At 58.6% G+C, this 15,648-nt stretch carries 12 protein-coding genes; 3 read left to right on the forward strand and 9 right to left on the reverse strand.

What is annotated here, in order from left to right:
• Positions 1–18 precede the first annotated feature (18 nt).
• The 9 genes from ACFORG_RS23745 to ACFORG_RS23785 form a co-directional block, all read right to left on the reverse strand.
• On the reverse strand, positions 19–1,515 hold the full coding sequence (locus ACFORG_RS23745; RefSeq protein ID WP_386738102.1) for a YfcC family protein: 1,497 nt from the start codon (positions 1,513–1,515) through the stop codon (positions 19–21).
• A 487-nt stretch (positions 1,516–2,002) separates the two neighbouring features.
• Positions 2,003–3,823 carry a V-type ATP synthase subunit A gene (locus ACFORG_RS23750; RefSeq protein WP_386738103.1) on the reverse strand — a complete coding sequence of 607 codons (1,821 nt, stop codon included), beginning with the start codon at positions 3,821–3,823 and terminating at the stop codon, positions 2,003–2,005.
• Positions 3,824–3,826: 3 nt separating this feature from the next.
• Positions 3,827–4,510, reverse strand: coding sequence for a hypothetical protein (locus tag ACFORG_RS23755; RefSeq protein ID WP_386738104.1), 684 nt, complete (start codon positions 4,508–4,510; stop codon positions 3,827–3,829).
• 3 nt (positions 4,511–4,513) lie between these two features.
• Positions 4,514–5,194 (reverse strand): hypothetical protein, encoded by a 681-nt coding sequence (locus ACFORG_RS23760; protein ID WP_386738105.1) that lies wholly within the window; start codon positions 5,192–5,194, stop codon positions 4,514–4,516.
• Positions 5,194–5,637 (reverse strand): ATP synthase subunit C, encoded by a 444-nt coding sequence (locus tag ACFORG_RS23765; RefSeq protein ID WP_386738106.1) that lies wholly within the window; start codon positions 5,635–5,637, stop codon positions 5,194–5,196. The genes ACFORG_RS23760 and ACFORG_RS23765 overlap by 1 nt, the downstream gene beginning before the upstream one ends.
• Positions 5,634–7,427: a V-type ATP synthase subunit I gene (locus ACFORG_RS23770; RefSeq protein WP_386738107.1), complete on the reverse strand. Its 1,794-nt coding sequence runs from the start codon at positions 7,425–7,427 to the stop codon at positions 5,634–5,636. Before ACFORG_RS23770 ends, ACFORG_RS23765 begins: the two co-directional genes overlap by 4 nt.
• Positions 7,424–8,023, reverse strand: coding sequence for a V-type ATP synthase subunit D (locus ACFORG_RS23775; protein ID WP_386738108.1), 600 nt, complete (start codon positions 8,021–8,023; stop codon positions 7,424–7,426). Before ACFORG_RS23775 ends, ACFORG_RS23770 begins: the two co-directional genes overlap by 4 nt.
• A complete protein-coding gene (locus tag ACFORG_RS23780; protein ID WP_386738109.1) occupies positions 8,001–9,362 on the reverse strand; it encodes a V-type ATP synthase subunit B in 1,362 nt (453 codons plus the stop codon). The genes ACFORG_RS23775 and ACFORG_RS23780 overlap by 23 nt, the downstream gene beginning before the upstream one ends.
• Positions 9,363–9,620: 258 nt before the next feature.
• Positions 9,621–10,550, reverse strand: coding sequence for a LysR family transcriptional regulator (locus tag ACFORG_RS23785; protein WP_386738110.1), 930 nt, complete (start codon positions 10,548–10,550; stop codon positions 9,621–9,623).
• A 103-nt stretch (positions 10,551–10,653) separates the two neighbouring features.
• Between ACFORG_RS23785 and ACFORG_RS23790 the strand changes: the two genes are divergently transcribed.
• From ACFORG_RS23790 to ACFORG_RS23800, 3 genes are all read left to right on the forward strand, one after another.
• Positions 10,654–13,089 carry a GcvT family protein gene (locus tag ACFORG_RS23790; protein WP_386738111.1) on the forward strand — a complete coding sequence of 812 codons (2,436 nt, stop codon included), beginning with the start codon at positions 10,654–10,656 and terminating at the stop codon, positions 13,087–13,089.
• A gap of 51 nt (positions 13,090–13,140) precedes the next feature.
• Positions 13,141–14,256, forward strand: a complete 1,116-nt coding sequence (locus tag ACFORG_RS23795) for a molybdopterin-dependent oxidoreductase (RefSeq protein ID WP_386738112.1) — start codon at positions 13,141–13,143, stop codon at positions 14,254–14,256.
• 231 nt (positions 14,257–14,487) lie between these two features.
• Positions 14,488–15,648 (forward strand): calcium-binding protein (locus ACFORG_RS23800; protein ID WP_386738113.1); only part of this gene is annotated, 1,161 nt, incomplete at its 3' end.

Raw genomic sequence — 15,648 nt, forward strand, 5'->3', positions numbered from 1 at the left:
ATGATCTCCGGGCCGGGCTCAGTTCTGCGGGTCGGAGGATTGTTGCTGTTCGCTCACCACCCCGTCACCGGTCGCAACGGGCGCTGCGTCCGAACCCAAGGCTCCGACGCTCAAAGCCGCGACGACGATGATTGCGAGGATCAAAAGCAGCGGGGCGACGAAGCGCAACCAGCGATCATAGGAAATCTTGCCGATGGCCAGACCGCCCATCACGACGGCAAAAGTCGGGTTGAACAGGTTCACCCATCCGGACGCTGACTGGTACGCAGTGACGACAAGATCCCGCCCGACGCCGGCGAAATCCGACAGGGGTGCAAGGATCGGCATGGTTAGAACGGCAAGGCCCGAGGAGGACGGCACCAGAAACGACAGGATGATGTTCACACCAAACATCGTGTTGATGAAAGCGATCTCGCCGAGGCCACCAAAGACGCCTTCGAGCGCGTTCAGGATCGTGTGCGTGATCTGCCCGTCATCCATGACCACCACGATGCCGCGCGCCACACCGATGATAAGGGCCACACCCAGAAGATCGCGCGCTCCGTCGACGAAGGCGTCGATGAACTCGCCTTCGCTGAGCGATGTCTCGGATGAGAACCAGCCGACAACCCAGACCAGTATCGACATGCCGAGGAAAAGGGCGGACATTTCACCCATCCACCAGCCCTGTGCAATGACACCCCACAACATGATGACGAATGTCAGACCGAAGAGCATGAGGATGATGCCGCGCATGCGGGTGAACTCGGGCAATGCGCCTTGTTCGGCGCCGCCGAGGAAAGCTTCGCGATGTTCTTCCAGTTGATCATAGACGAGGGAGTTCGAGGCATCGTCCTTTACCCGCTTGGCGTACCGCATGACATATGCAATCCCCGCGGCAAGGCAGGAGGCAAGGATGACCAGCCTCAACACGATGCCGTCCCCCAAGGACACACCAGCAGCGTCGGATGCGATTCCCGTGGCAAAGGCATTGGCCGTCGATCCAAGTGTGCCGATACCCGCACCCAGCATGATAGTCGCAACCGCCGTCAGGGAGTCATATCCGGCCCGCAGCATGATCGGAATGACGATCGCGTAGAAAGCAAGGCTTTCCTCGGCCATGCCATAGGTCGTTCCGCCAGCGGCGAAAGCAGTCATCAGGATCGGGATCATTAGGATCTCGCGCCCCTTGAGCGCCGTCAGTAAGCCACCGATCCCCGCATCGATCGCCCCGGTGCGCGTGACCACCATCAGGAACCCCCCGATGATCAGAACGAACAGCGCCACGTCGATTGCGTTCGCGGTGTAGGAAACGGGGTCATACAACCCCTTGATAGGGGCCATGAGGACATCAACCCAACCTTGCGGGTTGGATTCGACTTCCTTGTACGTTCCCGGAACCGGCGTCTCGCGGCCAAGCGCTTCGTTCATCGACATGTCGTAAAGACCAGCCGGAATGATCCACGTCATCACTGCAACTACGGCAATGAGAATGAACAGGATCGTGAACGCGCTGGGGAATTTGAAACCGGACATGGAGCCACCATCCCTTTGTAATGCAATGCGACTTTAACCGTAACTTCGCGAGGCGACGGATTCGTGACAGCCGCATTTCTCTACCACCGAACCCGTGCCGCAGCCGGAAGCATGCAAACATGACGAGACCCGACCGCATGGAATTAACGGTAAAGGACACGGAGGCGTTTGTCACAAAATCATTGTGAAAATACCCGCAAAGGAAGAGTGGTCCATCTCCCCAAGGTGACGGGATCCGACGAACGCGACTAAGCTCGCCTTGTCTCTATCGGCAAGTGATCAGGCACAGTTGATCCGTCGCCGGGGATGAACGGGTGCGCGGGTTTACATGATGCTCACCAAACGTCAAATCCGTCAGGATCGTAAGCGGTCGCAGAGCAGGTAAGTACCGGTGTGCTTGTCGAGTAACCGGATCTAGCTTTCGGACTGCATCAACAAAAACACCGCATTTCGTCGATCGGACAGACGCCTTAAGCCCTCTCGCAGTTCAGCCCGGTTCAGGCACGCGTAGCGTGGTTTCGATCCGCTGGAGATACTCGCGATAATCCGGAGTACCCTCGGCAGCATAATGGAAGTTTTTGAAATCGCTGGTCAGGCGCGTAAAGAATTCGCGCGCCTTTGCCTTGGTTTCAAAGGTGAAATCTGTATCGATTACGTCGCAAACGATTTTGAATGTTTTCTTCTGCCGCTCGAGAGGGACGGTCGCATCGACCTTGTCGAACGCGTCTTGCTGCAAATACACCATGTCGAGAAACAGGGCTTTTTGCTGGGTCACGAAATCCTCCATCGTGACGCCGTCTTCGCCGGTCACCTGCATCATCTGAGCGACCTGCTCGCCCTTCTCGAGCAGATCCTGGCAGTGTTTGACGCGGTCGGTCCATCCGTGTTCGACATTTTCTTCGAACCACGGGCTGAGCTGATCGAGGTAGCGCGACCAGCTCAACAGCGGATCGACCGCAGGATAGAACCTTTTGTATGCTCGCTCCGAACTTAGGCCGAGGAAGCATTTCACAGTGGACAAGGTGGCCTGTGTGACGGGCTCGTCGAAATTTCCACCGGCAGGTGAGACGGTTCCGATCATCGTAAGGCTGCCCTTGTCACCGTCATTCGTCTGGATCACGCCCGCGCGCTCGTAAATACCCTTGATGGAGCTCTCGAGATAGGCTGGGAAGCCTTCTTCTCCGGGTATTTCCTCCAACCGACCGGAGGTTTCGCGCATTGCCTGCGCCCAGCGCGAGGTGGAGTCGGCGATCAGAAGAACATCATATCCCATCTGCCGGTAATACTCGCCCAAGGTGATCCCCGTGAAGATCGAGGCTTCGCGCGCGGCAACGGGCATCGACGAGGTGTTGCAGATGATGATCGTGCGATCCATGAGGCTTCCGCCCGTCATGGGATCGGTCATCTTGGGGAACTCGCTGATGGTTTCCACGACCTCCCCTGCCCGTTCGCCACAGGCCACGACGATCACGATATCCACCTTGGCATTTCGCGCGATCAGGTTTTGCAAAACGGTCTTTCCCGCACCGAAGGGACCGGGAATGCACGCAGTTCCGCCGCGAGCGACCGGAAAAAAAGTGTCGATCAGGCGCTGCGAAGTCAGAACCGGTTCATCCGGATATGTTCGTCGGGACAGTGCGCGCTTCAAAAGATCGGCAGGCAAGGCGCGGCGTACAGGCCAGCGTTGGCTGAGCGTAACCTCGCGTTCATTGCCGTCCTGGTCGGCCAGACGCGCCACCGCATCATGAACGCGCGCGGCGCCTTTTTGCACCCAGGTCACTTTCCACGCACCGCGCCAATTGAAGGGAACCATGATCTTGTGAGAAAAATGCCCCTCTGGAACGGTACCCAGCGCATCGCCCGCCTGCACGGTGTCGCCACGCGTAACACTCGGATCGAACGACCATTTCACGTCTGCGTCCAAGGCACGGACATCCGCCCCGCGCGGCAGAAACGTGCCGTACTCTTCGGCAAGATTCTTAAGCGGAGCCTGAAGCCCGTCATAGACAGAGCCCAAAAGGCCCGGCCCAAGCTCTACCGACAAAAGCGTGCCGCTTTGCTCGACCGGATCGCCAACGGCCACGCCTGCGGTGCTCTCATAGACCTGCGCATCTGCCGTCTTGCCCTTGACGCGCAGAACCTCGGCCTTCAGACGTTCCTGTCGACCGTTCGGTCCCGGTCGGCTGGGCAGGATATAGACCACCTCGTTCATCACCAGGGTGCCCGGTGTTCCGTCTTCTCCGTCGACAGCCTCGATCTCGACAAGGTCTTCCTGAACGGCGGTGATGCGTGCTGTCAGTTCCGTCATGGGTCAGATCTCCGACAATTTCGCGGCGCTGTCTTGCAGCGCCGCCTCTGCCATCTTGTTGAAACGACGCGCTGCAGCCTCGGCATTCGCCTTGGCCCACCGGTCGAAAATGTTCCAGATGAGAACGTAGATCGCGACCGCTTCGAAATCGAAATGATGGGCCGCCCCGATGCGTTTCATCTGTCTGTGCGTTTCTCCGAGTACCAGCCGCTCAAGGCCCAGCGCATCGCGTTTCTCCAGCAGGATGCCTGCTTCGCGGAGCCATGGAAAGTTGCGTTCAAGCCCAAACGCGGGCTCGCCCCAGCGCGCGATGATCTGCTGCGTGAAGCGGCAGTATCCCCAACCGTGCTTTGGTGGGACCTCTCCCTTGTGGCGCAGTCGAAGTGCAGCCAGCAAGGTGCGCATTTCAAGCCGCTGTGCAACAAGATCACGCAGCGAGGGTTGCGGAATTCGGGCCATTACCGCCCGCATCCGTTGTGTGGCCGCGTCGTCCGTGACGTCGAGGTCATAATTCGTCCAATCCAGCACATCTTCCAGCAGTCGCAGAACCTCGGCATCCGCTTCGGTCAGAACCTTCAACCGCGCGTCAAGCCGCAACCGCGACAGGGGCGGCTTCTTTGCGACGAACAAGCGCTCGCTGCTGGGCAGGCTCGAGACGAGCGCGACATATGGATCCAGATCCTCCACCCGTCAGCTCCGGATCACCCCTTCGAGCACGGCCCGGAAACGCGGCTGCATGTGCTCAAGCAGAAGATCCGCGATGGCTTCGTCGGTCAGGTCGATCTCGACCTCGCCATCCTCGACCTTCAACTTGATGCCCGCCTGCCGGTCATCCCCTGCATGCAGCGTAACACCCGAGCGGAGCATCTCGCCCGTCAGGCCCAGTACGTACTGGGTCAGTTTGCCCGACTGGATATCCCCTGCCCGCTCGCGGATCTGATCGGGGCCAATGACCGATGGCGGAAGGACAACAGCGACGGTCTTGCTCGCCTTGGTTTGCTCGCTGACCGTTCCTGCAACTTCGAGGATCATCTTCTTGAGCAGCTTCTCATCAGCCAAGTGCTGGCTTACGAGGCGCTCGACATCTTCGCGAAGCCGCCCCTCGAGCCCGGCCTTCATGGAGAGAACAGCGTCGCGCATGGCGGTCTCCAAGGCCTGTTCTCCGGCGGCGCGGTAATTGTCGGCGTCGCGGCGCGCGTCCGACTTCAACCGCTCCGCCTCTTCGCGCGCCTTTGCTACGATGCGTGCCGCCTCATTCTGCGCGTCGGATTTCAACTTTTCAGCATCCGCGCGGCCAGCTGCCACGCCGTCATTGCGCAAACGGGCAATCAGTTCGTCGACCCCGCGCGAGGTTGCCCCCTGTTCAGTCATCACGAGATCCCCGCGCTAATCACGAGTGCAAAAACGAAGGCAAAAACACCAAACCCCTCGATGATCGCAGCAGGAGCCAGGGACAAGCCGAATATCTCGGGCTTTTCCCTCGAGGCATTGATCGCGCTGGCGCATGCCCGCCCCTGCCAGAGACCGCAGTAGAACAAGGCAATGCCGGACATGAAGCCGACGCCGAACAGCGCGCCTGCGTTCTCGGGCGTCACTTCGCGGTTCAGGGTGAACATGATGACGATACCGTAAATCACCATGGTCGAGGGAAAGGCCGAGATACCGACGAAGCGGCCATAGCCGCCTTCGCTCTCCAGCATCGCGCCGATGCTGGCCTGACCGGCAATGGCGCAACCTACGGCGCTGGCTGCAGCGCCCAAGGCCATCGGCGAGTAGATTCCCAACCAGCCGAGGGTCAATACCAGTTCGTTCATTCCTGAACCTCCTTTCGCGCGAACGGACGAAAGGCGGTGCCTTCCTCCGTAAGCCCCCATTTGAAAAACTCGATGTAATTGAGCCGTAGCCCGTGCACGACGCCGCTCATGATGGCGAGCGCAAAATTCAGCGTGTGGCCGATCAGGAAAATCAGCAGCGCAAGCAGCAATCCCATGCCTGGCACCGCCTCGCGGACCTGCGACGCCAGATCGTTGAACGTAAGCGCAAGGGAGGCCGAAGCGAGGCCGAGCGCAAAGAGGCGCATGTAGCTGAGCACATCGCCAAACGCTCCCATCGATCCGGCCAAGCCCTGCAGCCCCCCAATGACCCGCCAGAACAGGTCAATGGGTTTGTCGACTTTGCGGTCGCTTGAAAAGACAAGGATTCCCAGGAAGCCTCCGGCGAGCAATGCGATGCCCAGCGTAGACCAGTCATTCCCGCCGGCGAGCCAGTAAACCAATCCACCGAACAGCACCGCGCACCACCCCAATGAGGCCCAAGCGGCGTTCGTTCCCCAGCGATTGAGAGCGGCAACCGTGTTGGCGAGGACGAGGTGCAAGACGCCGATGGTCACGGACAAGACCATCATTGTCGAGAAGTCGTCCACGCTCAGAACCTTGAGACTGGCCAAGAAAGATCCTTCGGGCGGGGCGTAGCCCATGTAACTGCCAATCATGACGCCGTAAATCACCGTCGCTGCCGCGACGACGCAAAGCAGACGCCGCCAGGATCGGAGGTGACCATTCTCACCCAGCTTTGACCACATCGCGGCTATGATCGCCGCAATGATCAGCCCATAGGCGGCATCGGCGAGGATCATCGCAAAGAAAAGCGCGAAAGAGACCGAGACGATGATGGAAGGATCCCAGTCACGGTAGTTCGGAACCTGGTAGAACATCACCAGGTCGACGCCCGACTCCCGATCTTCCGGCTGTTCAAGCAGTGTCGGCGGGGTTTCATCGCGCTGCGGTTCTTCCACCAACGCAGCCAGCCCCAGACGATCGGCGGTGGACAAGATTTCCTCTTCCCGGTCACCGGGTACCCACCCCTGAACCGCAAACAGGCTTTCGTCGCGCAGCACCTGCTGCCGCCCATATTCGAGTTCAGCCCGTGTCTCGGCCTGCGACATCTGTTGCCGCATGAGAGTAACGAAACGGGTAAGACCTTGACGTTCGGCCTGCAATTCTTCGATCTCGATCTCGGCCTCTTCCAGTTGCGCCTCCAACTCGCTTACCGGAAGCGCCCCGGTGTGCGTTCGTGGAACAGGCAACAGGTCCGTATCGGGTTCGTCGCGAGAAATCAGTACAACGTAGTAGTGCAGGTGATCGCGGTGCACGATCTGCCACGGGATCTCCAGAGAGTCGAGCGCATCTCGCTCTTTCAGCGGCAACTTGTAGAACCACAGATGGTTGCCCGCGAGTTCTTCTTTTGGAGGAAAGATGAGGTCCCCCCAAGGACGAACCTCGGAAATCCGATGCGCAAGGAAATCACGACGGTCGCGCGTCTCGCGCAGGCGCGCGCGCAGTTCCATAACCTCAGGCACAAAGGCATGAATATCAAACGCGGAGTCGCGCAGAACCTGCCGCCGCTGATCGGGAATAACGGTCAAGAACCGCAGGGCTGTATAAGCGTCCTTGGCTTCACGCCCTTTCGCGTCTTCAGGCTGCTCCGGCGGCGGCGCAAGCGGCACAAGATGCATGCAGCCAAGATCCTGCAGCGCTTCCATCGCATCCGCTTCACTCGACGCCGGCCCGACGACTGTCAGCTTCTTGAGGCGCGCGATAGTCATTTTGCCGCCGCCCGCTTGCGCTTGGAAAGCTTGGATCGAACGACGGCCTGCATTTCCTCGTCCGACAGATAGATCCGGATTTTCTTGATGTTGGCTCGGGCGGTCGGGATCAACACCTTGTCGAACAGGTTCACGCGCTGCGTGATCGTCGCGACGGCCTTGTCCAGTATTTCCACCCGTCGCCGCGCCACCTGAACTCGCAGACGCGCCTCCAGCATGCGGTGCAACAGTTCCGCCACCACGTCGACCCAATGCGGCTTGGCGAGTGTTGAATAGCCGTAAACCTCTACCAGAACACGGTCGAGTTTGGGCAGTTTCACACCCACGACACTTTCCGTAACAAGCTGAGCATCGGTCAACCGAACCAGATCATCCAGGTCGACATCGGTATTCGCCAACATCGGCACCTGTCGTCCCACACGTTGGGCAAGTTCTGCGACCTCGGCCTCGAGCACGCCTACCTCGGTTTGCGCCTCGGCCCGCGCCGCCATGAGTTGCTGGCGCTTCAGATCGAGCGACGGCAAGAACCGCTCATACGTCTTGAGCTGGTCGCTTTCGCGCGCCAGAGAAGATTTATTCAGCTGCAACCGCGCCATCTGCATCCTTTGGGAAATACTTCTCGACCAGAGACTCACGCATCAGCAATTGCTCGCGTGAAAAACACTCGGCCAGCGTTCGCCAACTGAGGTCGAGCGCGTCCTCAAGCGGCATAGAGACATTCATGTCCATGAAGCGTTCGCGGAACAGATCGCCAAACTTCAGCAATTGTCGGTCGTAATCGGATAGATCGAAGGCCATTGCCTGTTTCTGCGCGGCATCACGACTTTCCGAATAGAAGCGAACCATCGTGTTCATGATCTGACCGTGATCCTCTCGCGTCACCTTGCCGATCACATTCTGCTTGAGGCGCGAAAGGCTTCCGAACGGATCGATCACGCCGGAATGCAGATAGAACTGTCCTTCGGTGATGTAGCCAGTGTTGTCTGGTACGGGATGCGTCACGTCGTTGCCGGGCATCGTGGTCACCGTCAGAATGGTGACGGACCCGCCCTTTGCGAAGTCGCAGGCTTTTTCGTAGCGGCGCGCCAACTGGCTGTAGAGATCCCCCATGTACCCCCGATTAGAGGGCACACGCTCCTGGCTGATACCGACCTCCTTCATGGCGTCCGCATAGGCCGTCATGTCGGTAAGCAGGACCAGCACGCGCTTACCCTCTTCGACAGCAAATTTCTCTGCCACGGCAAGCGCGAGATCGGGAACCAGCAACCGTTCGACCAGCGGGTCAGAGGCCTGGTTCACGAACATCACCGTTCTCGGAAAAACTCCTGCGTCCTCGAATGCCTGCCGAAATGAGTAGTAGTCGTCAAAGACGAGGCCCAGACCGCCGAACACCACGATATCAGCGTCAGCCTGAATACCGATCCGCGCGAGAAAAGGATTGTAACTCTCGCCTGACACGGAAAAAATCGGGATCTTCTGACTTTCGACCAAGCAGTTGAAGACGTCGATCATCGGCACATCGGTACGGATCATGCGTCGGGGGACCGTTCTTTCCGCAGGGTTCACGGACGGCCCGCCGATCGGCACCTCAGGCTCTGACGAAAGGTCAGGTCCGCCGTCGATTGGCACACCAGAGCCATCCATCACGCGGCCCAGAACATTCTCGGAACATGCTGCACGCATCGCGTGGCCAAGAAACGAAACCGACGCGCCCGTCGAGACACCTTTCGTACCCGAAAAGACCTGCAATGTGACCTGGTCGCGATCGATGTAGATGACCTGCGCCAAGGATTTCACGCCATCGACGCTTTTGACCACGGCCAGGTCCCCGAACCGAACGACGGGAGCGTTATCGTCTGCCTCAGGAACGCGCACTTTGAGCGTGTCGCCGACGATTTCCAGAACCCGGGTATAGCTTACCAATCTAGCGGACATGGGCGGGATCTGTCTCCTTGGCATAAGTCCGTCCGGCACGAACACTTCCGGCGGAATCGAATTGCAAAACCGAATCGGACTGTTTTCCGAAATGACCGGGAGACGAGAAAACCCTGTGGAAAATCCCAATCCCTGTCGAACCTTAGGATTAGTCTGCAACAGCTTTACGAAATCGCCAACTGTTTTCGCCTTGCGAATTCATGTGAGCGAACGCCGCCCGGCTTTTGTGTGAGCAGGCCCGACCGGAGTTCCCCAACGTCAAACCGGCCCACGAACCACGAGGTCGTGACCTTTCGGACCGTCAAAATAGGCTTCGCAGCAATCGATAAAGACCTGAAGAACCTGCCGCCTCGGTCCGGGCGGAAAGCCCATCGAAATGGTTACGCCAGATGTCGAGTCCTTGATCGGCAGACAGCGAATCCCGGAACCGGCATAAGATGGTGCGTCGCCCGGGCGCATGTTCAGAAGCGATAGGCCGATCCCTGCTGCAACGAGCGATCTGACCATCTCGGTCGAATTGCCTGTCGCAACAATTTCGAAGCTGGCGCCGCTCTTCTCCAGGAGGTCCAAGTAATACCCGCGTGCGGCTGGCCGATCGAGCAGGATCAACGGTTCCCGGGCGATCTGCTCGACCGCGACGCTGTCTTGCTTGGCCAACGGATGATCTGCCGGACAAAGGCAGTAGGTCGGCGCGAAGATAAGGGCGCGGGTCTCTATCTGCGGGTCCGGCATCTCCTCCACGAAGAGGATAACGTCGAACTGCCCTTCGACCAACCCGCCCCGAATCTCGGTGTTTGTCCCTTCTAGCAGTGAAAAGGACAGATCCGGATGATCGCACTGCAAATGCGCGCAAATAGAAGGAAGAAAAGCCGGGGCCACAGGTGCGTTGTATCCGATCGACAACCTGCCTGAGAGGCCGGATTGCAAGTCGTTCGCATCCGACAGCAATGAATCGTACCGCTCCAGCAGGTCGTCGAGGCGACGAAGGATCTCTCGCCCCGCCAAGGTGGGAAACACACCCTTGGCCCGCGCTCTCGTCACCAACGTCACGCCAAACGCTTCCTCGGCCTGACCAAGAGCCGTGGCAATGGCGGATGGCGCGACGTTCATGGTTTGCGCCGCGCCGGTGATGCTGCCACTCCGCATGGCCGCCTGTGCATACCGCATTGCCTTCAACGATAGCCTCATGGGCCAAACCTCCGACAATCCGCTTTTTATTCTCTTATAATTCTGTTTTTCGAAGGATGCCCGATTTGCGATGATGCGTTCAACGCATGATTGGAAGGTGGCCATGAAATCCCGGACACAAGTTGTCGTTATCGGCGGCGGCATCGCTGGATGCTCGACCCTATACCATTTGACGCAGGAGGGATGGACGGACGTCGTACTGGTCGAACGTGACGAGCTTACGTCGGGTACGACATGGCACTCTGCCGCGCAGGTGACGAATTTCGGCATGAACCAGACGATGGTGGGCCTGAAGTCGCATTCCATCGCCTTGTACAAGAAACTGCGCGACGACCCAGACTATCCGGTCGGCTACCATCACGGCGACGGCGGCATCCGTCTTGCCAATACCGAAGCGCAGATGCAGGGCTATCGCCACTTCGCCTCGATGGCCCGCGGAATGGGAGTCGAGTTCGAAGTCATCGATGCGGCCGAATGCGCCCGCCGCCATCCGCTGATATCCACCACCAACCTTCTGGGTGGTTTGTGGGATGGCGAAGACGGTGACATTGATCCTGCCCAGCTGTGCCAGGCTCTCGCCTTTCACGCACGAAGAACGGGTGCAGAAGTATATCGCAATACCTCCGTTACCGGTTTGACTCAGCGTTCCGACGACACGTGGACCGTTCATACCGAAAAAGGCGATATCGACTGCGACGTGGTGGTAAATGCAGGAGGCTATCGGGTAAACGAAATCGGCGCCATGATGGGTGTCCACCACCCGGTCGCCTCGATGGAGCACCAGTATTTCGTGACCGAAGATATGCCTGCAATCGCGGCTGCCGGACACAGGATGCCGCTGCTCCGGTGCCCGATCAGTGACTTCTACGCCCGGCAGGAAAAAGGCGGGTTGCTTGTCGGCTTCTACGAGCAGGACTGCAAGACATGGGGACTGGACGGAATCAGCCCGGATTTTTCGAACGATCTTTGCCCGGACGATCTTGACCGGGTGATGGATGTTCTCGCTGGTGCGTTCGAACGCATGCCGGCCTTGGCAGAGGTTGGTATCAAGCGCGTGGTGAACGGACCAATCACCTACACGATAGACGGAGCGCCGCTCGTAGGTCCAATTCCAAGCAAGCGAAATGCTTTCTGCATCATCGGCTTGCGTGCGGGCTTGGGCGAAGGGGGCGGCCATGGCTGGCTACTGGCCCAGCAGATTGTGCATGGCGAGGCATGCTATGACACATGGGTGATTGACCCGCGCCGTTTCACCGGACACGCGAATGTCGAATTGACCGCCATAAAAGCCGTCGAAGATTACCGGAACGAGTTCCGCTTTCATTTTCCGAACGAGCACCGGCCTGCTGGACGCCCGGCCAAGACCACACCGCTCACGCCAGCTCTGGCTGCAGAAGGCGCCGCATTCACGACCGTCAATGGATGGGAGCGGATCGAGTACATGAAGCCCAGACAAGATTTCGAACCGACGCTACAGTTCGGATTCGACGAAGCCTTTGACCTCGTAGAGGCCGAAGTTCGAAACGTCGCTGAGAATGTTGGGCTCACCGAAGTGAGTGGTTTCAACCGCATCGAAATCACCGGGACCGATCGACACGCCTTTCTAGACAGACTGGTTTGCGGAACGGTTCCTCGACGCGCAGGGCGTGTGGGGCTTGGCTATCTCCTCAATCATCATGGCTGTATCAAGGCCGAAGCAACAATGACGAACCTCCCTGCATCGGCCCGGGGTCCGGATCGGGTCTGGTACGGTTCAGCCGCCGCAAGCGAATTTCACGACATGGATTGGCTAAGGTCCAACGTGCATCCGGGTGAGAACGTAGATTTCCGCAGCCTGACCAACGAACAGACCATTCTGGTGCTGGCGGGACCGAAAGCACGAGAGGTTCTGGCAAGCTGCTCGCGCGGCGACTGGTCTGCACCAGCGTTTCCTTGGTTGTCGGCGCGTGAGACCTTTGTAGGCATAGCCCCGGCGACCGTCTTGGCCGTCAGTTACAGCGGGGAACTAGCTTATGAAATCCACGTCCCCAACTCTTCGCTTTATGCAGCGTGGCGCGCGTTGCGCGAAGCAGGCAAGGCGCGAGGATTGAAACTTTTTGGCGCGCGCGCAGTCGACTCCATGCGGATGGAAAAAGGATTCCTTCACTGGAAGGCCGATCTGACTACCGAGTACGATCCGTACGAAACCGGGCTGTCACGTTTCGTGAAATCAAACAAAGGGGAATTCATCGGACGCACGGCACTGTTGGAACGACAGAACGCCGGACCGCGACGAAAGCTCGTCTCCTTGAAAGTCGCCTCGAGCCACTCTCCTGCACATGCTGGAGCGTCGCTGATGCGTAAAAACAGGGTGATTGGAACGGTAACGTCAGGAGCATTCGGCCATCGGGTTAGAATGAATCTCGCCTATGCGTTTGTCCTGCCGGAATTTGCCGAAGTGGGAATGACGCTGGAACTTGATTTGCTCGGTGATCTAGTCGCAACGGAAGTCATAGCTTCATCGCCCTACGACCCCGAGTTTGCACGTCTTCGTTCGTAGACGCGGCGCAAAATGCCTCGGTGACGAGTGTACAAGCCGCAACCCCGGTTTTTGAGCAGGCAAATCCAGTGGTTTCCAGCTCGGACTTATGTATTCTGTGCGCATATTGTGTTCACGATTGGCATACGAATGGCGCATTGGCAAAAATCCCCTGGTAATTTCACCCCACTCGGCACCTCGCTGGAAGCCGAATTCCACCGGTTGGAAAGCGTTCTGACACCGGCAGAGCAGTTCTTTGTCTGCAATGCGGGCGATAGTGTCGTGGTGGATCCCGCCTCCTACCGCCTGAAGATCAAGGGTGATGCCGTTGAGCGTGTCGTAACACTTGGGCTTGATGACCTCAAAGCTCTCCCTCAACACACCATCACTGCCGTGGTGGAGTGCGCAGGTAACCAAAGAACACTGTTCGAGAAGGTCGACGGGATATCGATTTCGCGTGACAGCCAAGGGGATGACGTCAAGTGGACTCTCGGTGGCGTGGGCATGGCGGAATGGACCGGGCCGCGACTGGCCGACGTGCTTGCACTTGCAGGCGTCCAGCCCAAAGCGAAATGGGTCGCGCCAATGGGATTGGACGTCTTGAACCCGGAATGCGACATCGAAATTCCGCTACCCGTTGAAAAGGCGCTTGCGCCTGAAACCATCCTCGGCCTGAAAATGAACGGCGCCCCCTTGCCGATCGATCACGGAGCGCCCGTAAGGATGGTTGTTCCGGGCTGGGTCGGTACATACTGGGTCAAATGGGTCGGTTGGCTGACCGTCTCTTCCCGGGAAATTCGCAATTACCGGACGGATGAATACTACGTGATGGATGGCAAAACCGTCACAGAGCAAAACATCAAATCTTCTCTCTGCCTCCCCTTCCCGGCGGCGCTTTCAGCCGACCAGCATCAGATTACCGGCTTCGCCAGAAGTTCAGGTCAGCCGATTGAACGTGTGGAATGGAAGGTAGATGATGAACCATGGTCCAAGGCAGAACTTCTGTCCGAACCTTTGCAATGGGGATGGGTCCGGTTCGGGTTTTCGTGGAAAGGCGAGGTCGGAGCCCACACCATACGTACGCGCGCTTGGGACAAGCTTGGGCGAACCCAGCCGGAAAAAGCCAAGATGAATCCGGGCAGCCTCCTGTACAACGGGATTATCCCGCATCCGATTACGGTGCGGTAATCCCCGAGAAGCCTCGAATTTCCAGACGTCGCACAAATCCGATGTTACCGGCGAGTGTGGGCATCGGGCTCGCAAGCGACCACACCCCCGCAACATCGGCGATCTTGGCCTACCCGACGGCAATCTCTTGCGCGTAACGGGATTTGATCGAAATCATATATCGTATTTGGAATGCCGCCTAGGCTATCCGCCGCGACGCGCCAGCGTGGTGCGTGAGTCCGGAGGACGCAAATGGCGAGTTTCTACATTACCGGCTTGTCCACCTCGGGCCGAACTCTGGCGGATGGTGATTATGGCTATGTTGGGGTGAACGGCGCTCTGCTGGTCGATACTGGTACTGCAATCTACAGCGGAGCCGGGACAGTCGACGTGGTTGTGGACGGGCGGGTCTTCAACGACTCGGATCTTCACGCGGCGATGTGGCTCATCTCCGATGAAGCCACGGTGGAAATCGGTCCGGCAGGCAGCGTCACATCTGCCCACGGTAACGCGATCGACATCCCTGTCGATTACCGCGCCACCGTGGTCAATTTCGGTACCATACGGGCTGCAGGTGCAGGTATTGCGTTATCGGCCAGCGATGATGCCGCCTATGGGTACGTAACGAACACCGGTCTGATTGACACGCGAAACCACGGGATCGCGCTGGACATGGAGGACGGCAGCGCCGAGGTCATGAATACGGGCGTCGTGCAATCGCTGAGTTACGGAATCTATGCGTCATATTACTCTTCTAATGACGAAGTTATGGTCACGAACACCGGAGTGCTTAGTGGCTTGGCCGGCGCATACCACGGGTCCGGTGGAACCGACATTGTGGTCAATACCGGTCAGATCTTCGGTGATGTTATCCTGGGTGCCGGTAACGACACGTTTGACGGCCGCGAAGGGACGGTAACCGGAAAGATAAACGGCTACTTGGGCGATGATCTTTACATCATCGACGACGCCAGCATCGTCATTGATGAGACCCTCGCCTCAAATGGAAATGACACGGTGGAAAGCGCTGCCTCATACGTTCTCGGGGACACCATCGAGGAACTGACCCTTCTGGGCGCGGACGATCTCACGGGGGTGGGCAACGACCTGTCGAACCGGTTGCGTGGGAATGGCGGCGCCAACGTGCTCGATGGCGAGGGAGGCGGCGATTACATTTTCGGCCGCGGTGGATCGGACACGATCCTTGGCGGCGATGGCGACGATTACCTCAGCGCCAATTCAGGTTGGGACCGCGTCTATGCCGAGGCGGGCAATGATACGATCCTGGGCGGCGCGGGCCGCGATCTGATCGACGGCGGCGAGGGACAGGACCGGGCCTCCTACTACAACGCCCAGCTGACCGGCGTCTTCGCAAGCCTTCAGAACCCGGCCAACAACACCGGAATAGCCTAT

The sequence above is a fragment of the Lutimaribacter marinistellae genome (assembly GCF_042648365.1).
GTDB classification, from domain to species: Bacteria; Pseudomonadota; Alphaproteobacteria; order Rhodobacterales; family Rhodobacteraceae; genus Lutimaribacter_A; species Lutimaribacter_A marinistellae.